This window comes from Bradyrhizobium sp. UFLA06-24, assembly GCF_054967145.1.
Genome location: NZ_JADFUE010000049.1, coordinates 1 through 18,791 on the forward strand (window position 1 = coordinate 1; position 18,791 = coordinate 18,791).

The following is an 18,791-nucleotide window of genomic DNA, read 5'->3' on the forward strand; positions in this document are numbered from 1 at the left end:
TATTCGTTGTTGGCGGCGACCAGCTTGTCGACGCGCGTTGAGATTTCCTTAGCGGCCGGACGCAGCCGCTCTTCAAGTATGCGTGTCTTGGTGTCCTCCGCCTTCACGGCTGCGGCGGCCGCGGCCTTGTAGCGTACGGCCAGGGCCCCCAGCGCGTCGATTCCGTCCGCGATCTCCTTGTCGCCGCCAGCCGACTGGCGCACCCGTTTCAGGACACCGATCATCGCGTCGGCAAGGCCGGCGATACGGTCTTTCTGCTCGACGTCACCGGTTGCCGTGAAATGCCAATCGGAGGCGCTGACCGCCTTGAAGGACGCGTTGGCTTCGCGCAACGCAGCCTCGATGTTGAGGTGATTCGACGATGCGGCGACGGCGGGCGATGTCAGCAATTTATCGAGGGACTTGTTCCAGGCATCTTCAATCTGGTTAGTCGCGGCGAATTCCTTGATGGCGATGCCGCGAGCCTCGCCGAGATCGTTGCCGGCCTTGAGGGAGGCTTCGAGCTGGAGCTTCACCTCTCGGCAGAGCTCTTTGGCTTCGGCGCGCTTGGATCGCTCCAATGCCGCGTCTATTTCGGTCGTGGCATTGGCAAGGGAATTGCGCAGCACTTCCATTTGTTTGGCGAGGCTGTCGGCGGTAGCGGCAGATCCGATCTCCGCCACTGCGAGGCGCGCCCGGGTCACTGCGAGCTCGGCGCCCTGGGCATTCGCCTTGTTGGCGGTGTTGATGACCACCAATTCGCTCAGTCCCGCGATCTGCCCGTTCCTGATGAGCTGGTTGCCGAGCATGCCTCCAACGAGAAGGACCCCCGCACTTGCCGTCAGTCCGAGCTTTGTACCGATGCGAAACTTGAACGATGCCATGCCTACCGCTCCCCCACACGCATACCGAGTACTCTGCTCTATTACTAAACAAGAGCTGAAGATCAAACCCCGTACAACTACAGGGGGTACCGGAAGGAGAGCACTCGGAACCGCGCTGCGCGCAGGTGCGATTTTACGGCCAGCGATCATCCGGGCGAACCGCCGCACTGGCGCTATCGTCCGCAGGCCATGGCTCGGCCGTGCCTTGCCGTGTTCCCCGACTCAGTCCTAGCCTGATCTGATGCGTTTTCCGGATCGTCCCAATCTCCATCGGCCACGGTTCGGCGGCTCGCCGTTCCGCCATCGCTTCTCGGGATTGTTGCCATGGATGTTCGTGGTGGCCATCGTGGCGGCGATCGTGCTCACCTTCCGGCATGGGGCGAATTGGCCGCTTCGGCATCCGGCCGATGCGCGCGCGCAGGATGCCGAGATCATTCTTCGGCAGTCAGGCGGCCCCGACGACCGCCTGCCGGTCGATGTCATCCGCACCGTCGACGGCGACACCTTTCTGGCGCGCGTGCACCGGCGCGGTGGGCGCGATCTCGTCGCGCGCGTTCGCCTGCGCGGCATCGATGCGCCCGAGATGAAGGCATCCTGCCAGGACGAACTGGACAAGGCGGAAGCCGCCACCGAGGCGTTGCGCTCTCTGCTCGGTCAGGGCGGCGTCGCAATCTACAATCTCGGCTCGGAAAAATACGGGCGCGTCCTCGCCGACGTCGCGACCCAACGAACCCCCAACGTTTCGGCCGCGATGCTCGCGGGCGGTTACGCCCGCAGCTACAATGGCGGCCATCGCGACGGCTGGTGCGCGAGGCGCTGGCGCTTCTGGTAACGAAAAAGCCGCGTCGAAACGCGGCTTTCAATCTCTGTTGCGACCGCGGCGATCAGCGCGTCACGACGACCTTCGTTCCGACCGAGACGCGGCTGTAGAGATCGGTGATGTCGTCGTTGAGCATGCGGATGCAGCCGTAAGAGACGAAGCCACCGACCGAGCCGGGCACGTTGGTGCCGTGGATGGCATATTCCCCGCCGGCCAGCGTCATCGCAGCAACACCCATCGGGTTGCGCGGCGAGCCGCCCGGAATGACGTCGGGAAGCTGCGGCTTGTCGCGCTTAACCTCGTCGGGCGGCGACCAGGCCGGATTGCGATATTTGCCGTCGATCCGGGTCGTGCCGGCCCACTGTTTGCCGGACTTACCGACGCCGACCGGGTAACGCACCGCGTGCCCGTCATCGAGGATGAGATAGAGCCGCCGCTCGTTGGTTTTGACCACGATGGTGCCCGGCGAATAATCGGCCATGTGCGTACCCACCATTTCCGGCCGCGCCTCGGCCGTCGACGATATCAAGAGCCCGGCCCCGATGGTGGTGGCCAACGCCAGCGCAATCTTCATAGACATCGATTTTCCCCTGCCCCGAAACGGATCGTCCAAATTCACGCAAAACCGGCAATTGCCGGCCTGCCTCAGACATTCTTGACCGCGTTTGTTAACCGGGCGGTTTCCACGCGCGTGTGCCAAAGGCCAGCCAGCAGGGCAAAGAAAGGAAATGTTCGAAGTAAAGTAAATGACCTGAAAACAACACCCGGCGGGAAAGATGCAGCCGCGCCGCCCCGCATCGTGACAAGTGCGTGAGGATGTGAACGGGGGGTCCTTCAGGGATGCTGTGTCTAAGCTCGTGTCCCGGACGCGGCGCGGCACGCAGTGCTGCGAAGCAGAGCCGAGACCCAGCTCTTTCTTCTGCGTAGATGGATGGGCCCCGGCTCTGCAGCGCATCGTCGAAGAGACGCTGCGCTGCGTCCGGGGCACGAGAGCTTACGCCGGCTTCCTGTTCTGCCGGTTCTTGACGAGATCGTCGACGACGGCGGGATCGGCCAGCGTCGAGGTGTCGCCGAGGCTGCCCGGCTCGTCCTCGGCGATCTTGCGCAGGATGCGGCGCATGATCTTGCCGGAGCGGGTCTTGGGCAGGCCGGGAGCGAACTGGATCTGGTCGGGCGAGGCGATCGGACCGATCTCCTTGCGCACCCAGGTGACGAGCTCCTTGCGCAGGTCCTCGGTCGGCTCGATGCCGGCCATCAGGGTGACATAGGCATAGATGCCCTGGCCCTTGATGTCGTGCGGGAAGCCGACGACGGCGGCCTCCGAAACCTTCTCATGCGCCACCAGCGCGCTTTCGACTTCGGCGGTGCCCATGCGATGGCCGGAGACGTTGATGACGTCGTCGACGCGGCCGGTGATCCAGTAATACCCATCGGCATCACGGCGGCAGCCGTCACCCGTAAAGTACTTACCTTTGTAGGTCGAGAAATAGGTCTGCTCGAAGCGCGCGTGATCGCCGTAGACCGTGCGCATCTGGCCGGGCCATGAGCGCGTCAAACACAGATTGCCTGATGTCTCACCCTCCAGCACCTTGCCATCGGCGTCGACGATCTCGGGCGCAACGCCGAAGAACGGCTGCGTCGCCGAGCCGGGCTTGAGCTTGGTCGCGCCCGGCAGCGGCGTGATCAGGATGCCGCCGGTCTCGGTCTGCCACCAGGTGTCGACGATCGGACAGCGATCGTCGCCGACGACGCGGTGATACCACTCCCAGGCTTCCGGATTGATCGGCTCGCCGACCGAGCCGAGCAGACGCAAGCTCGCGCGCGAGGTCTTCTTCACGGGCTCATCGCCGCCCTGCATCAGCGCGCGGATCGCGGTGGGTGCGGTGTAGAAGATGTTGACCTTGTGCTTGTCGATGACGTTCCAGAACCGGGAATTGTCCGGGTAATTCGGCACGCCTTCGAACATCAGCGTGGTCGCGCCATTGGCGAGCGGCCCGTAGAGAATGTAGCTGTGGCCGGTGACCCAGCCGACGTCGGCGGTGCACCAGTAGATGTCGCCGTCGTGATAATCGAACACGTATTGATGCGTCATCGAGGCGAACACGAGATAGCCGCCTGAGGTGTGCAGCACGCCCTTGGGCTGGCCGGTCGAGCCCGAGGTGTAGAGAATGAACAGCGGATCTTCGGCGTGCATGTGCTCGACCGGGCAGTCCGTCGTCACCATCGCCGCCGCCTCGTGATACCAGAGGTCCCGCGTCGGGTTCATGTCGACCTTGCCGCCGGTGCGCTTGACGACGATGACCCAATCGACGCCGTCGGCCTTGGCAAGCGCCGCATCGACATTGGCCTTCAGCGGCACCTTCTTGCCGCCGCGCAGGCCTTCGTCCGCGGTGATGATCACCTTGGACTGGCAGTCGTTGATGCGCTGGGCGAGCGAATCTGGCGAGAAGCCGGCGAACACCACGGAGTGGATCGCGCCGATCCGCGCGCAGGCCAGCATCGCGTAGGCCGCTTCCGGAATCATCGGCAGATAGATGGTGACGCGGTCACCCTTCCTAACATTGCGGGTGCGCAGGATGTTGGCCATCCGGCAGACCTCGTCGTGCAGCTCCTTGTAGGTGATGTGCTTCGACTGCGAGGGATCGTCGCCTTCCCAGATGATCGCGGTCTGGTTGCCGCGCTTGGCGAGATGGCGGTCGATGCAGTTATGGGCGACGTTGAGGATGCCGTCCTCGAACCATTTGATCGAGATGTTACCCGGCGCGAAGGAGACGTTTTCGATCTTGGTCGGCGCGTGCATCCAGTCGATGCGCTTGGCCTGCTCGGCCCAGAAGGCGTTGGGGTCCGCGAGCGATCGGGCGTACATGTCCTTGTACTTGGCCTGGTCGATCCAGGCCCGCTTGGCCCATTCCGCGGGGACGTCGTAGATCTTCTCGGACATGCTTCCCTCCACATACGGCAAGCCGAGCACAGGGGACTGGCAAGCCGATTTCATCGTTGGACGATTATGCGTCGGGCTAACCGGACCCGACAAGCAGCACAAGCTGGACCTTCGATGAGGGGCCGGCCATGCGGAGGATCAAGGTTCGCGGTCCGGTTGTCGCAAGTCTGAAACAAGCGGACCGTCTGCATTCGCTCTTGACCCCAATTTCCGGAACAGCCCCGCGCAGGTCGCCCATGCATCATAGGAGGTATTTAGAAACCTTCTTTCACTGATTCGGGACTCGCAATGCGGTTCGGAACACCCTAAATGGCCAACCCGGGGTCCGAAGAGACTTCTTGGAACAAAAATCAGAACAGCGGCATTGACCGGTAACAGACAGGGCTAAAGGCTTAAGGCTATGATGGATCAGCAGAATCTCGGCACGGCGCGGCCCGCTTCGGCCGATCCTGCCGCCATTGCGCTGGCCAAGGCCCTCGGACAATGGCCGAAACCGGCCGGTTCCTCGCGTCCCAGCCCGAAAAAGGTCTACGACATGGCCCCGGCGAGCTCGGTTGAGGCGCTTGCCAAGGAGCTGGGCTTGCGGCTCGGCGACCAGAACGAGCTGACCATTCGCCGCATCAGGCGCGGCAAGGGATATTCCTTCGTCCGCCCCAACGGCGCGCATATCCGCGACGCCCGGACCATCCGCCGGCTGCACGCCATGGCGGTTCCACCGGCCTATCGCGAGGTGCGCTACTCCGCCGACCCAAGCTCGCACCTCCAGGCGGTGGGCCGCGATGCCGCGGGCCGGCTGCAATATCGCTATCATGCCGACTGGGAGAAGGTCCGCGAGCAGCGCAAGGCGCATCGTCTGGAAAAGCTGGTCGGTGCGCTGCCCAAGATCCGGCGCAAGGTCTCGGCGTTCCTGTCGGGCGACGAGCCGACGCGGGAGTTTGCACTCTCGGCGGTGATCGAGCTGATCGCGCGCACCGCGATCCGTCCCGGCAATGAATCCTACGCCCGCCTCAACGGCACCCGCGGCGCGACCACGCTGCTGAAGTCGAACGTCACCCTGGAAGACGACTGCTTCGTGCTGACCTTCAAGGCGAAGGGCGGCAAGGCCGTGCGCAAGGAATGCGACGCCGCCAAGCTGGTGCGCGCCGTCGGCATTTTGCAGGGCGTCCCCGGCAAGCGGATGTTCCAGTACCGCGATGCCTACGGCATCGTGCGTGCGGTCAGCACCACGCAGGTGAACGCATTCCTGCGCGAGATCGCCGGCATCAAGATTTCGCTGAAGGACTTCCGCACGCTGATGGCGTCTGCCGTCGTCGTGGAATCGCTGTCGCGGATCACGCCGGCCACCAGCCAGCGCGGCCGCAAGAAGCAGGTGCTGGATGCGATCCGCGCCGCCGCCGACAAGCTCTCCAACACGCCGGCAATCTGCCGCAAGAGCTACGTTCACGACACCATCGTCACCGCCTTCGAGGAAGGAATCCTCGAGCGCTTCGCCGCGACCATGAAAGGCCAGCGCTCGCAGGCAAGGCGTGAGCAGCTGCTGGCGCAGGTGGTGGCGACTGCGGCGGTGTAACCCGTCGCTACACTCCACCCATCTTGCAGACGAGCTTCCATTCCTCGGCCGTCACCGGCTGCACCGACAGGCGCGAATATTTCACCAGGGCCATCTCGGCGAGCTTCTTCTCGGCCTTGATCGCGGCCATCGTCACCGGCGTCTTCAACGGCTTGTCGGCCTTGATGTCGACGCAGACGAATCTTTCGGTCTTGTCGGTCGGATCGGGATAGGCCTCCTTGATGACTTCCGCGATGCCGACGATCTCCTTGCCCTCGTTGGAATGGTAGAAGAACGCCTTGTCGCCCTTCTTCATGTTCACGAGGTTCTGGCGCGCGGTGTAGTTGCGCACGCCGGTCCAGGCTTCGCCCTTGGCGCCCTTCGCAACCTGCTGGTCCCAGGACCACACCGATGGTTCGGATTTCACCAGCCAGTACGCCATGCTCATTCCTCTGCTTTGAAGGGGCGGGTCAACAGCGCCGATATCGCGGCATCGATCGTGCTTCTGCCGCCGAGAATCGCTGCGACGGCCTCTGATACCGGCATCGCGACGTTTTGCGAGACCGCGAGCTCGACCAGCACCGGCGCGGTGAATGCGCCTTCCGCCAGCTTGCCTGCGGGCGCCCCCTCTCCACGACCGAGCGCGATCCCGAGTGCAAAATTGCGCGATTGCGCCGTCGAACAGCTCAATAGGAGGTCGCCGAGGCCGGAGAGACCCGAGAGCGTTTCCGCGCGCGCGCCGCAGGCGCGCCCGAGCCGCGCCAGCTCGCTGAAGCCGCGCGTCGTCAGTGCGGCGAGCGCGGAGGCGCCGAGGTTGCGGCCGACCACGATGCCGGCGGCAATTGCCAGCACGTTCTTGGCGGCGCCACCGATTTCGACGCCGCGGACATCAGTGGTGTGATAAGGCCGGAAGGTCGCTGAGCCCAACGCCTGCACCATCCGGCTCGCCAGCGCTTCGTCCTTTGCCGCCAGCGTCACTGCCGTCGGCAGTCCGCGCGCGACGTCGTCGGCGAAGCTTGGGCCTGACAGGATCGCAGGCTGCGCGTGCGGCGCGGCTTCCGCGATCACTTCGGTCATGAATTTGCGGGTGCCGTGCTCGATACCCTTGGCGCAGGCCACAACGGGCGTTGGATTTGCAATGTGCGAGGCCAGCAGGTTGACCGCGCCACGCAAATGTTGCGCGGGCGTCGCGATCAGAAGCATGTCGGCACGCGCGGCGAGCGCCAGATCGCTCGTCACGACAATCTCGGGCGCGAGCAGCACGCCCGGCAGCCGCGGATTGTCACGCGTTGATGCGATCCGCGTCGCATGTTCCGCATTGCGCGCCCACAGCGTCACCTTCCGTCCGGCACGTGCGGCTACCGTCGCCAGCGCGGTGCCCCAGGCGCCGGCACCGATCACCGCGACGGAGTCGAACGCAGCCATTGTCAGTATCCCGCCCGCGTCTTGCCGTAACCATCAGGCGCGGTCGCATTCGCGTCGAGCAGCCAGCGCGCGCGCGGCTGCGCGTCCATCGTATCGGTGATGCCGAGCGCGAGGCGTTCGGCGCCGGCCCAAGCGATCATCGCGCCGTTGTCGGTGCAGAGCGCCGGCGGCGGCATGATCAGCTGGGTCCCGGCCTGCTTTGCAACGTCAAACAGCACGCCGCGGATTGCCCTGTTGGCGGCGACACCGCCGGCCGCGACCAGCGCACGCGGCGCACCGAATTGTTCGCGGAAAAGCTTCAGGCCAACGTTGAGGCGATCGGCCGTCGAGTCCAGCACCGCAGCCTGGAAGCTCGCACAGAGATCGCTGACGTCCTGCGGCGTGATCTCGGCCAGGCGGCTCGCTTCGGTGCGGACGGCCGTCTTCAATCCTGACAGCGAGAAATTGGCATCGGGCCGTCCCTGCATCGGTCTTGGAAACGCAAAGCGCGTGGCATCGCCGTTTGCCGCGGCGCGTTCGACCTGCGGTCCGCCGGGATAGGGCAGGCCCAGCATCTTCGCGACCTTGTCGAAGGCCTCGCCGATGGCGTCGTCGACGGTGGTGCCGAGTCGCACATAATGGCCGACGCCGGTCACCGCGACGATCTGGGTGTGGCCGCCGGAGGCGAGGAACAGGCAGTACGGGAATTCGATGCCGTCGGTCAGGCGCGGCGTCAGCGCATGTGCCTCGAGATGGTTGACTGCGACCAGCGGCGTGTCGTGCACCATCGCGATCGCCTTCGCGGTCGTGAGCCCGACGATGACGCCCCCGATCAGTCCCGGCCCCGCGGCAGCTGCGACGCCATTGAGCTGGGCGAAGCCGATGCCAGCTTCGCTCATGGCGCGGTCGATGATGCCGTCGAGCAGTTCGACATGGGCGCGCGCGGCGATTTCCGGAACGACGCCGCCGAAGCGGGCGTGCTCCTCGATTTGTGACCGCACGATATTGGACAGGATCCTGCCGCTGCCGTCGGACGCGCGCTCGATCACGGCCGCCGCGGTCTCGTCGCAGGTGGTCTCGATACCCAGTACCAGCATTGGCGAATTGTTATCCAATTTGCGCCCTTGCGCTCATCCGTAAAGCAGAGTTCTGCTAACGCGGTAGCATTCCGGGGTCATCTTGCGCAATCGTCACGCGCCGCTCTCCCTCGCGAATGCGTCACCGCCGGGTGGTTCGGGAACATAAGCGATGTCCATTCTTGTCACACGGCCGCATCCCGACAACGAGACGACGGCGGAAAATCTGCGCGCCCGGGGGCATGTGGTGCTGCTTGCGCCCGTACTCAAATGCGAGCCGGTTGCCTTTCACGACGAGAGTGAGACGAATTATGGCGCCATTATCGTCACGTCGGCGAATGCGATCCGTGCCATCGCGGCGCAACTGCGCGATCGCGGCCTTTTGGCGCTGCCGCTCTTTGCGGTCGGCGAGCATACGGCTTCCGTGGCGCGCGAGGTCGGTTTCAAGGATGTGATCGTCGCCGGCGGCGATGCCGCTTCCTTGCGCGACAAGGTCGTGCAAGGCGCGCGGGACAAGGTGCTGAAGAAGAAAAGTACGCTGCTTTATCTTGCCGGGGCGGATCTGTCGCGGGATCTCGGCGGCGAGCTCGGCGCGGAAGGGTTCAGCGTGGTCACGCAGACCACTTACCGCATGGCTCCGGTCAAGGTTCTCCCGCGCGAGGTCTGCGAAGGCTTTGCCGCGCATGGCATCGAGGCGGTGCTGCATTACTCCAGGCGCAGCGCGCGCGCCTTCCTGGATGCCGCACGGGACGAGGGCGTCGAAATCTCGGCACTGGCGATTCCACAATGCTGCCTGTCCGAGACGGTCGCAAGCGTGCTGCGCGATGCCGGCGCATCGCAGGTTCTGGTGGCCGCGAGCCCGGACGAAAATGCCTTATTTGACGCCTTGGAGCGTGCTTTGCGCACCCGTTTGGCGTAAGAGGACGGGCCGAATCCGACGCAATCGGGCTCGCTTCTGGTATGCAAGTGTGAGGAACCGTCACGATGGCCGACGACAAGCCTGAAGACGCAGGGCTGGCTCCCGAATCCGGCCGCGCCAAGCGCACGCCGCCGACCATTGACCTCGAAGCGACCGAAGTCTCCACCCAGCCGCAGGACGTACCGGGCGAGCCTGAGACGCAGCCAGCGGCCGAGCCGGCAAGCTCGGAGCACGCCGCCCCCGAGGACGCCGAGGTCGAGGCGGCCAAGATCGAGACGGAGCCGCAGCGTGAGGAGGCGCAGGCCGCTGCAACGTCTGCCGCCATCTCTCCCTGGGTCATCGCGCCATTTTCCGGCGCCGCCGCAGCGGCAGTCGTGATCGCAGTCGGTTGGGCGCTGGGGTGGCCCGCGGTGCAGGCTCCGCCCGCCGCGCCGCAAGTGACCAGCGCCGCGGTCGATGCGCTGAGCGGACGCCTCGCCGCAGTCGAAGCCAAGGCCGGAAAGCCGGCGACCGATCCGGCGATGACGACGCGGCTCGACGCGCTGGAGAAATCCGTCGGCACTCTGCGCAACGACGTCGCTAATTTGCGCGCGCAGTCCGACAAGATTGCGAGCGCATTGAACGATGCGAAATCCGCGCCGCGTGACGCCTCGCCATCCGTCCTCGCCGCTCTCGACGATCGCATCTCCCAGCTCGAGCGCGCCAGCAAGACCGCGCGCGCCGAGCTCGCGCAGCAGGGCGAGAAGATCGCCGATGCCAAGGCAATGGACGACAAGCCGTTGCGCTATGTGGTTGCCGCCACCCTGCTGGACGTAGCCGTTCGCCACAACGATCCCTATGAGGCGCAGCTCAATGCTGCGCGGTCGTTCGCAGCCAAGCCCGAAATGCTGAAGCCGCTGGATATGTTCGCAGCATCAGGCATCCCGACGCCGTTCGCGCTGACCCGCGAGCTCCTCAACATCGTGCCGAAGCTGTCGCCGCCGCCGGAGGCCCCTCCCCCTGGCGCCGGCATCGTCGAGCGCCTTCAAGCGGGAGCGTCGAAGCTCGTCCGCATCGAGCGCACCGACGGGGTCGGCAACGACCGCGGCGCCATCGTCGCGCGGGTCACGGCCGCGGCACTGCGCAACGATTTCGCCGAAGCGCGGCGCGAGCTGATGACGCTGCCCGAGAGCGAACGTGGGCCGGCGAAGGCATGGCTGGACAAGGCCGATGCGAGAGACGCCGCGCTCGCGGCCTCCCGCAAATTCGCCGACGATGCTCTGGCGGGTCTCGCCAAGTCGGCTCCATAGATTGCTCGATAAGACTCGCGCAACAATCCGCGCGTATAGGGATCGCCATGCTTCGCATCGTCCTCTTCCTCGTTCTGATCGCGCTTGCAGGCGCCGGCGCCGCCTGGGTCGCCGATCAGCCCGGCAATGTCGTGCTGACCTGGGGCGGCTTCCGGGCCTCACCGAGCATTCCGGTGTTCGTGCTCTGCCTCGGCATCTTCGCAGTCCTGGTCGTGCTGCTCTGGAGCGTCCTGACCGCGATATGGCGGACGCCCGGACGAATCCGCCGCCGCCGGCACGAGAAGCGCCATGCCCGCGGCCGTCACGCCATCACCCACGGCCTGCTCGCGATCGGTCATGGCGACACCGCGCTCGCCCGCCGTCACGCCGAAGCGGCGCGGCGGCATGCGCCCGACGATCCGCTCGCGCTTCTCTTGCATGCGCAATCGGCTCAGCTCGAGGGCAATCGCGACGAGGCGCAGCGCGCCTTCCGTGCCATGGCCGAGCGCGAGGATACGCGGCTGCTCGGCCTGCGCGGCCTGTTCATCGAGGCGCAGCGCGCCGACGATGCGGTCAGCGCGGTGATGATCGCGGAGGAAGCCATCAAGCTGTCGCCGTCCTCGACCTGGGCCTCGCACGCGGTGCTCGGCTTCCGCTGCGCGCGCGGCGACTGGAGCGGCGCGCTCGCGATTCTCGATTCGAATTTGTCCGCCGGTCTGATCGACAAGCCGACCTACCGCCGGCAGCGCGGCGTGCTGCTCACGGCGCGCGCGCTGGAATTGGAGAGGATGGACCGCGACGTCGCGCGCGAGAGCGTGATGGAAGCGGTCAAGCTCGCGCCCACGCTGGTGCCGGCCGCCGTGCTTGCCGCGAAATTCGAGAGCGAGGCGCATCAGGTGCGCCGCGCCATGAAGCTGGTCGAGGCCGCCTGGCTCGCCAATCCGCATCCAGATCTTGCCGACGCCTACGCGCACGTCAAACTCGGCGATTCGGCGCGGCAGCGTCTGCAGCGGGTTGAGACACTCGCGGCGAAAACGCCGGCCGACAAGGCTGGCCATGTCGAGGGCCAGCTCGCGATCGCGCGCGCCGCGATCGACGCTTCCGAATTCGCCCGCGCGCGCGAAGTGCTCGCTCCCTACGTCAACGATCCAACCCAGCGCGTGGCGCTGCTGATGGCCGAGCTGGAGCGCGCCGAGCATGGCGACGGAGGCCGCGCCCGGGCCTGGACCTTGCGCGCGGTGCGTGCCCGCCACGACCCGGCCTGGACCGCCGACGGCTATGTCAGCGATCGCTGGCGCCCGGTTTCTCCGGTCACCGGCCGGCTCGATGCCTTCCAGTGGCAGACGCCGGTGGCGAGCCTGCCTTCGGACAAGGGCACGACGATCGAATCCTCGGCCTTCGAGGAAGCCATGCTCGCCGCCCCGCCGGCGAAGCGGGTCACGGCGACGAGCGAGGCGCCGGAGGAACCGGTGGTGATCGCGCCGGATCCCACCCCGGCCGCGGCTCCAGCCGCGCAGGACAATGCGCCCCCGGCGGCCAGGGAAGAGCCCGCGGCGACGCCGCCCGAGCCGGTCAAGCCCGCCCCTGACGTCACCGAATCATCGCCTCTGGCGGAAACCCCGGTGTTCCGGACCCGCGCCGACCTCGGCAAGCCCGCGCCGGCGCCGATCCAGACCGTCATCCCGATCGTCCGCGCCCCTGATGATCCCGGGATCGATGACGAGGGTCCGAGCGATGAATTTACGGAACAAATCGGCACGCCAAAGGCTCAGGCCGGTGGTTGGCGCGGATTCTGGTCCCGCTGGGGCGCGTGATCAGTATTTCGCACCTCCCTTGTCCTTGCCAATTCGGGCCATGCCCGATATCAGAAGCGCGCGTATCGGGGCCGGCATCGCCCAGCCCCGGCAGGGTTCGCCGCAATAGCTCAGTCGGTAGAGCACGTCATTCGTAATGACGGGGTCGGGGGTTCGAATCCCTCTTGCGGCACCACCGCTCAAAACTCTCCCCCGATTCGTCCCATCGCCACGCGAGCTCTTACCCACTGAACTGGCGTGCGTGCGTCGACGCTTTCATGTGCCGCCGAATCCGAGACGGCGGTCCCGCGTGATGTCTCTCACATAACTTCGCACGCCTCCCCCGTAGTGTCCCGGTCACGCAAACGCGGGGAGATTTCACATGCGTAAGATCGTTCTGGTGGCCGCCATGGTTCTGGTCTCTGCATCGGCCCAGGCAGGCGGCTCGCGCAGCCTTTCGCTGGCCGCGGCCAACGAGCAGGCGCTGGCATCTCAGTCGACGACGGCGCCGATGCCCGCCACCACGCAAGTGAGCGAGGCCGCGCCAGTGGCCGCAGTTCCTGTTTATGTCGATCGTCCGCCGGTGGTGTCCACCACTCCGGCCGCTGCGCCAGTCACGACCACGACGCCGCCGTCCGCGCCCGTCGCGACACGTCCCGCACCGAAGACGACGGCAAGAGCGGACAAGCCCAGGCACAAGCGTCGCTCGACCGAAAGCCGCATCATCGCCGAGCTGCACCGCCATGGCATTTATTGGTGAGCAACGCGCCAGCTCCCAAAGTGAAAATGGCCGGGCTGAGCCCGGCCATATGCTTTCCGAGACTTGACGCGCTCAGCGCTGCGAGACCGTTTGCACCACGCTCGAAACCGGGCGTGCATTCGTCGCACTGCCTGACGTCGGCACCTTCAACTCCTTGAGGATGGCCTCGTCATATTCGGGCAGCGAGTCGAACGTCGTCTTGGCCTTGATCTGCACGACCTTGTAGCCGCCGGCCTTGAGACGCGCCAGCAGCGTCGGCAGCGCTTCGCCGGTCCGCTTCTGGAAGTCGTGCATCAGGATGATGCCCTTGCCGAGCTTGTCGAGCTTGGTCATCACGTTGTTGACGATCTTGTCCGGCGTGTTCTCCTTGCGGAAATCGAAGGAGTCGATGTCGGTCGAGAAAATTCCGAGATTGCGAGTGCCGAGATAGCTCACCAGGGCCGGGCTCTGCGACAACTGCGGGAAGCGGAAGAACGGCGACGGATTGGTGCCGAGCGCCCATTTCACCGCGCTGAAGCCCTTCTCGATCTCGTCCTTGGCCTGCTGCTCCGTCATCTTCTTGCCGGCGAGATTGACGTGCGACCAGGTGTGGGTGCCCACCGTGTGGCCCTGAGCCAGAACCTGGCGCAGGATCTCCGGATGCCAGGTGGCGTGCTTGCCGACCGAGAAGAACAGGCCCTTGGTGCACTCATCGGCCAACGCCTTGAGCACGGCTGGCGTGTTGTGCGGCCAGGGGCTGTCGTCGAAGGTCAACACGACCTCCTTGTCGGTAAGGAAATCAAACTGCTTGAACTGCTCGAAGCCGAAGCCCGGACCGCCCGTCGTGTCGATCTCGACCACGCGCGAGACGCCCAGTGCATTCGGATTGGTGCAGGTCGTGGCCTGCTGAACCGGAGCCGGCGCGGGCACCGGTGCCGGAGCGGGCGCTGCCGCGACAGCGATGGGCTTGGCCGCGATCGCCGCTGTGGTCTCGACGTCGTCCTTGGCGGCGAGCTTGGCCGGCAGGGGATCGGCGGCGCGGGCGGCTGTTGTCTTGGGAGCGCCCTGATCGGCGCGGGAGGAATAAAAGTACCAACCTCCGGCGATCAGGACCGCCGCGAGGACACTGGCCAGCATCAGGCCTAACGCATTACGCATCGCTACTCTTTCCAAATACGCAACCAAACCAGCGGAATTTCCCGCGCGACGAGCCATTAATGCGAAGGAACAGTTAACGTGACACCAACACGACGGCGGATGCGGAGGATTTTCAGGTAGGTGCGCCAAAGTGACCGATGTCACAGAGGATAGGTCGCCCCGTGACCATCATCACAGTGGAAAGGATTTTCCGGGAGCATGGTCATTCCCATCAACAACGGGCCCGCGCACCCGCGGTGCCAATGGGAGCTTCACATGACGAAGTCGTTTTCAGCCACCATCCGCGACACCAGCCTGGCCCTCGGCTTTGCCGCCATCGTCTCGATCGTCTCGACGACCTCGAGCTTCGCCTTCTCGGCCGAAGCGCAGCAGATGTGCACCGGCGATGCCTTCCGCCTGTGCTCCTCTGAAATCCCCAACATCCCGAAGATCACCGCCTGCATGATCAAGCATCGCTCGGATCTGAGCGCCGGTTGTCGCGCCGTGATGGACAAGGATCTCGCCAAGGGCGCCTCGCGCAAGGTCGCCGACGCCCAGGACGGCCAGTAAAATCGCGCTCTAAAGCTCCCGCGCGGCGTGCCCCGGCGTCAAGCCGGGGCCATCGGCACGCATCGGTCCGCCTGCCAAGAATAGCCCAAGAAAAGCCGTTGCGACCACGAGATCGTCGCACTAGCTTCGCCCGCATATCTCAAAGGGTACGAGGCATTACGCGATGACCAGATTTCTATTCACAGTCTCTTTTGTTCTATGCGCATCGGCTGCCTCCGCGCAGCAGCAGCCCGGCCACGACGCCTGCGCGCGTGACGTCACGCGCTTTTGCCGGGCCGTGATGAACAATGGCGATGGCGCCGTGCTCGCCTGCCTGAAAGAGCACCGCACGCGCCTCAGCAAGGCCTGCGAGAAGGTGCTGACGGAGCACGGACAGTGATCGTCATTCCGGGGCGCGCGAAGCGCGAATCCGGAATCCATTTCTCCACGCATTATGCGGCCTGATGGATTCCGGGCTCGCGCCTGACGGCGCGCCTCGACGAAGCAAAACCTATGTGCTGCTCCCCGCCGCCGTCGCGACCACGGGCAGCACCTCGGCGCTGGCACGGTCCGGCGTTTCTTCCTTCCAGCGCACCGAGCCGAACGGCCGCTCCAGCATGCGGCGGATCCGCACCGGCTCGGGACCGATATGGAAATCGATCGCCTGCTGATGCAGCGCGCGTTCGGACTGGGTCGAACGGTTGCGCTGGCGCAAATAGTCGAACCAGGTCGGGCAGTGATAGCGCTCCGTCCACAATTCCGGATCGGCAATGTCGCGCGCGATCGACCAGCCATAGGCGCCGTTACGCTGGCGGGAGAGCTGCACGTCCTGCATCACATTGTGGAAGGCGCGCGCGTTCTCTTGAGCCACGCGATATTCGATCTCGACCACCAGCGGTCCGCTGCGTCCCGTCAGCGACAGCTTCACCTCGGGGTCGGCCAGCACGTCGGCGTCCTCGTTGCGGGCGCCGACCCGCGGCATCGCGAGCCAGAGCCCCAGCAGCGGCGAGACCAGCATCAGGCCCGCGGCGGTCAGCAGTGCGACCTCGACGCCGGCATAGTCGGTAAGATGGCCCCAGCCCCAGGCACCGATGGCAATGCCGCCTGATATCGAGGCCTGGAATGCGGCGAGCGATCGTCCGGCGACCCAGCGCGGCGCCGAAAGCTGCACGCCTATGTTGAACAATGCAACGGCGGCCATCCAGACCGCGCCCGCCAGCACCAGCGCGGCCGCCGTCAGCACCGGTTCGGTCGAGAGCGCAAGCGCTGCCATGGCGAACGCCATCGTAATCGTGCAGGCGCGGATCGCTGCCTCGCCGCTCATCCGCTTGCGCAGCTCGTGGATGTTGAGCGCGCCGACCACGGCGCCCATGCCGAAAGCGCCGAGCATGATGCCGTAAGTCTGCGCGCCGCCATGCAGCAGGTCGCGGGCCACCAGCGGCATCAGCGCCATCACAGCGCCGCCGATCAGGCCCATCACCAAGGTGCGCAGCAGCACGATCTTGATCGGCGGCGAATTGGTGATGTAGCGGAAGCCCGAGACCATGGCGTGGTTGAGCTTCTCCCGCGGCAGGCGCGACGGCTCCGTGGTCCGCCGCCAGAGCAGCAGCACGACCAGCAGCGGCAGGTAGAGGAGCGCGTTGCAGGCGAATGCCGCCACCGCGCCGGCTGCGGCGACAATCACGCCGCCGACCGCGGGGCCGAAGCTGCGTGCGATGTTGTAGCTGATCCCGTTCAGCGCCACCGCCGACGGCAACGCGTCCGGCGGCACCTGCTCGCTGACCGACGACTGCCAGGCCGGTCCGAACAGCGCGTTGCCGCTGCCGACGACGAAGCAGAAGGCCAGCAGGGATTCCGGGGCGATCAGCTTGAGCCCGGCGAGGATCGTGAGCGCGGAAGCGCCGGTCAACGCGATCATCAGGGCGACGAGCGTTACGATACGGCGGTCGTACATGTCGGCGATGGCGCCGGCCGGCATCGAGATCAGCATGATCGGCAGCATCAGGGCGGTCTGCACCAGTGCTACCTTGTCGGCAGAGGCCGCCATTTGCGTCATCGCCCAGGCCGCGCCCACGCCCTGGATCAGGAGGCCGAGATTGGAGAGCAGGCTGGCGAGCCAGATGCGCCGGAATACGGTGTAGCGGAGGGGGGCGGTGATGCCGTCGGCGGAACGTCTCTGACGGTTCGTCTGCTCGGTCATATCCCCTTCCCAGTCGTCTGGCAGAAATGGCCTCATGATTCCGGCGTCTTCAGTGATGCCTGCGAAAGTCCTTCGCTGTCCAGTGGTTAGGCCGCTATAAGCGGTGCAAAGACATGGTTTTACCGGGGAGGAACAGATGAAGCTGTCACGACGGACGATCCTGCAAGGTGCGGGCGGCCTCGCTTTCGCGGTTGCGAACTTACCGATGGACGCGCTGGCGCAAGCGCCGTCCGCGGCTGCAGGCACGGAGGCGCCGCCGATCCTGTTCGTTCACGGCAATGGCGATTACGACGCGCTCTGGATGACGACGCTGTGGCGGATGGAATCAAATGGCATCGCGCACGGTCGCATGATGGCGGTCAATTTCACCAATCCCACCGCGCGCACCGACGACACGGTCGAGCAGGCCAATCGCTCCTCGACCGAAGATCAGCGACGCGAGCTTGCCGCCGCCATCACTGAATTGAAGCGCCGCACCGGCGCGTCGCGCGTCGCGCTGGTCGGCAACTCGCGCGGCGGCAATTCCATCCGCAACGTCATCAAGAATGGCGGGGCCGGCGATGTCAGCCACGCCGTTCTGTGCGGCACGCCCAATCACGGCGTGTTTGCGCTCGATGATCTCCTGGGCAGCGAGTTCAACGGACGCGGCGCCTTCCTGCGCGGCTTGAACGAGGGTGACAGCGAGGTCACGCCCGGTGTCGCCTTCCTCACCTTGCGCAGCGACGGCATGGACAAATACGCGCAACCCGATGGCCGCTTTATCGGCAGGCCGGGCGTACCGACCAATGTCACGGCTGAAGGGCCGGAGCTGAAAGGCGCGACCAACCTCGTGCTCGGCGCCATCGACCATCGCGAGACGGCGTATTCTCCGCGGGCGTTCCGCGAGATCTACAAATTCATCGCCGGCCGCGAACCCGCGCGTATCGCGATCACGCCGGAGCGGACTGTTCGCCTCGGCGGATTGGTCTCCGGCGCTGCAGACGGCGTGCCGACCAACCGTCCGGTTGCCGGGGCGACAGTCGAGGTCCATCACGTCGATCGCGAGAGCGGCGAGCGCAGAGGCGATGTCGTGCACCGCTCGACGACGGGTGCAGACGGTCGCTGGGGACCGGTCGAAGTCGAGTCTGCTTGGCCGCTCGAAATCGTCCTGACCTCGCCGGATGCCCCGATCACGCACTTCTACCGTTCGCCCTTCCCGCGCTCTTCCGACGTCGTGCATCTGCGCGCCGCGCGCCCGTTCACGCCCGAGGACAAGGACGCCGGTGCCGTGGTGATCATGTCGCGTCCGCGCGGCTATTTCGGCCTGCCGCGGGACATCGTCCTGTTCGACGGCAAGGAGCCCGCCGACGTCCATCCGGGCGTGCCCGTGGATGCGACAGCAACCCTGCGCCTTTCTGCCAGTGATGTCGGGCGTAACGTCGTGGCCCAGTTCAACGAAGAACGAATCGTGGCGCGCGCCTGGCCGGCCTCCGAGAACAGGATTGCGGTTGCCGAACTGACTTACTAGCTATTTGCCTGCGCAAGCTTTTACTG

General features: G+C 65.6%; 16 protein-coding genes, 1 tRNA gene and 1 pseudogene. 10 read left to right on the top strand and 8 right to left on the bottom strand.

Features of this window, described 5'->3' with window-relative positions; all coding sequences use genetic code 11:
- Positions 1-1,031, bottom strand: a pseudogene (locus IF809_RS28770) (hypothetical protein); the annotation flags it as partial.
- A gap of 73 nt (positions 1,032-1,104) precedes the next feature.
- Here IF809_RS28770 and IF809_RS28775 point away from each other — a divergent pair.
- Positions 1,105-1,695: a thermonuclease family protein gene (locus tag IF809_RS28775; RefSeq protein WP_128963285.1), complete on the top strand. Its 591-nt coding sequence runs from the start codon at positions 1,105-1,107 to the stop codon at positions 1,693-1,695.
- 52 nt (positions 1,696-1,747) lie between these two features.
- Here the strand turns inward: IF809_RS28775 and IF809_RS28780 are convergent, their stop codons facing one another.
- Together IF809_RS28780 and acs are read right to left on the bottom strand one after the other, a co-directional pair.
- Positions 1,748-2,263: a L,D-transpeptidase gene (locus tag IF809_RS28780; protein ID WP_462839230.1), complete on the bottom strand. Its 516-nt coding sequence runs from the start codon at positions 2,261-2,263 to the stop codon at positions 1,748-1,750.
- A 414-nt stretch (positions 2,264-2,677) separates the two neighbouring features.
- Positions 2,678-4,624, bottom strand: coding sequence for an acetate--CoA ligase (gene acs / locus IF809_RS28785; RefSeq protein ID WP_453994045.1), 1,947 nt, complete (start codon positions 4,622-4,624; stop codon positions 2,678-2,680).
- Positions 4,625-5,024: 400 nt separating this feature from the next.
- Between acs and IF809_RS28790 the strand changes: the two genes are divergently transcribed.
- On the top strand, positions 5,025-6,194 hold the full coding sequence (locus IF809_RS28790; RefSeq protein WP_462839231.1) for a DNA topoisomerase IB: 1,170 nt from the start codon (positions 5,025-5,027) through the stop codon (positions 6,192-6,194).
- A gap of 7 nt (positions 6,195-6,201) precedes the next feature.
- Here IF809_RS28790 and IF809_RS28795 read toward each other — a convergent pair whose 3' ends face one another.
- Genes IF809_RS28795 through tsaD form a run of 3 tightly spaced genes read right to left on the bottom strand, consistent with a single transcriptional unit; the run spans position 6,202 to position 8,674 of the window.
- Positions 6,202-6,615, bottom strand: a complete 414-nt coding sequence (locus IF809_RS28795) for an EVE domain-containing protein (RefSeq protein ID WP_128963288.1) — start codon at positions 6,613-6,615, stop codon at positions 6,202-6,204.
- 2 nt (positions 6,616-6,617) lie between these two features.
- Entirely contained in the window at positions 6,618-7,598 is a 981-nt protein-coding gene (locus IF809_RS28800) for an NAD(P)H-dependent glycerol-3-phosphate dehydrogenase (RefSeq protein ID WP_462839232.1), read from the bottom strand.
- Positions 7,599-7,600: 2 nt separating this feature from the next.
- Positions 7,601-8,674 (bottom strand): tRNA (adenosine(37)-N6)-threonylcarbamoyltransferase complex transferase subunit TsaD, encoded by a 1,074-nt coding sequence (tsaD, locus tag IF809_RS28805; protein WP_462839233.1) that lies wholly within the window; start codon positions 8,672-8,674, stop codon positions 7,601-7,603.
- Between the two features lie 151 nt (positions 8,675-8,825).
- On the opposite strand from tsaD, the gene IF809_RS28810 reads away from it, so the two are divergent.
- The 5 genes from IF809_RS28810 to IF809_RS28830 all read left to right on the top strand — a co-directional run bounded on the left by IF809_RS28810 (position 8,826) and on the right by IF809_RS28830 (position 13,393).
- On the top strand, positions 8,826-9,572 hold the full coding sequence (locus IF809_RS28810; RefSeq protein WP_128963291.1) for a uroporphyrinogen-III synthase: 747 nt from the start codon (positions 8,826-8,828) through the stop codon (positions 9,570-9,572).
- 65 nt (positions 9,573-9,637) lie between these two features.
- Positions 9,638-10,861, top strand: a complete 1,224-nt coding sequence (locus tag IF809_RS28815) for a COG4223 family protein (protein WP_462839234.1) — start codon at positions 9,638-9,640, stop codon at positions 10,859-10,861.
- A 47-nt stretch (positions 10,862-10,908) separates the two neighbouring features.
- Positions 10,909-12,654 carry a heme biosynthesis HemY N-terminal domain-containing protein gene (locus IF809_RS28820; RefSeq protein ID WP_462839235.1) on the top strand — a complete coding sequence of 582 codons (1,746 nt, stop codon included), beginning with the start codon at positions 10,909-10,911 and terminating at the stop codon, positions 12,652-12,654.
- A gap of 99 nt (positions 12,655-12,753) precedes the next feature.
- A tRNA-Thr gene (locus IF809_RS28825) sits at positions 12,754-12,829 on the top strand.
- A gap of 186 nt (positions 12,830-13,015) precedes the next feature.
- A complete protein-coding gene (locus IF809_RS28830) occupies positions 13,016-13,393 on the top strand; it encodes a hypothetical protein (RefSeq protein WP_462839236.1) in 378 nt (125 codons plus the stop codon).
- A gap of 72 nt (positions 13,394-13,465) precedes the next feature.
- Here the strand turns inward: IF809_RS28830 and IF809_RS28835 are convergent, their stop codons facing one another.
- A complete protein-coding gene (locus IF809_RS28835) occupies positions 13,466-14,530 on the bottom strand; it encodes a polysaccharide deacetylase family protein (protein WP_462839237.1) in 1,065 nt (354 codons plus the stop codon).
- Positions 14,531-14,785: 255 nt separating this feature from the next.
- Here IF809_RS28835 and IF809_RS28840 point away from each other — a divergent pair, with 255 nt between their 5' ends.
- Together IF809_RS28840 and IF809_RS28845 are read left to right on the top strand one after the other, a co-directional pair.
- Positions 14,786-15,079 carry a hypothetical protein gene (locus tag IF809_RS28840; RefSeq protein ID WP_453981286.1) on the top strand — a complete coding sequence of 98 codons (294 nt, stop codon included), beginning with the start codon at positions 14,786-14,788 and terminating at the stop codon, positions 15,077-15,079.
- Between the two features lie 163 nt (positions 15,080-15,242).
- Positions 15,243-15,458 carry a cysteine rich repeat-containing protein gene (locus tag IF809_RS28845; protein ID WP_128963297.1) on the top strand — a complete coding sequence of 72 codons (216 nt, stop codon included), beginning with the start codon at positions 15,243-15,245 and terminating at the stop codon, positions 15,456-15,458.
- Between the two features lie 111 nt (positions 15,459-15,569).
- On the opposite strand, the gene IF809_RS28850 is transcribed toward IF809_RS28845, so the two are convergent.
- Entirely contained in the window at positions 15,570-17,258 is a 1,689-nt protein-coding gene (locus IF809_RS28850) for an MFS transporter (RefSeq protein WP_462839238.1), read from the bottom strand.
- Between the two features lie 136 nt (positions 17,259-17,394).
- Between IF809_RS28850 and IF809_RS28855 the strand changes: the two genes are divergently transcribed.
- Complete coding sequence (locus IF809_RS28855; RefSeq protein WP_462839239.1) at positions 17,395-18,765, top strand: hydrolase; 1,371 nt, start codon at positions 17,395-17,397, stop codon at positions 18,763-18,765.
- Positions 18,766-18,791: the final 26 nt, after the last annotated feature.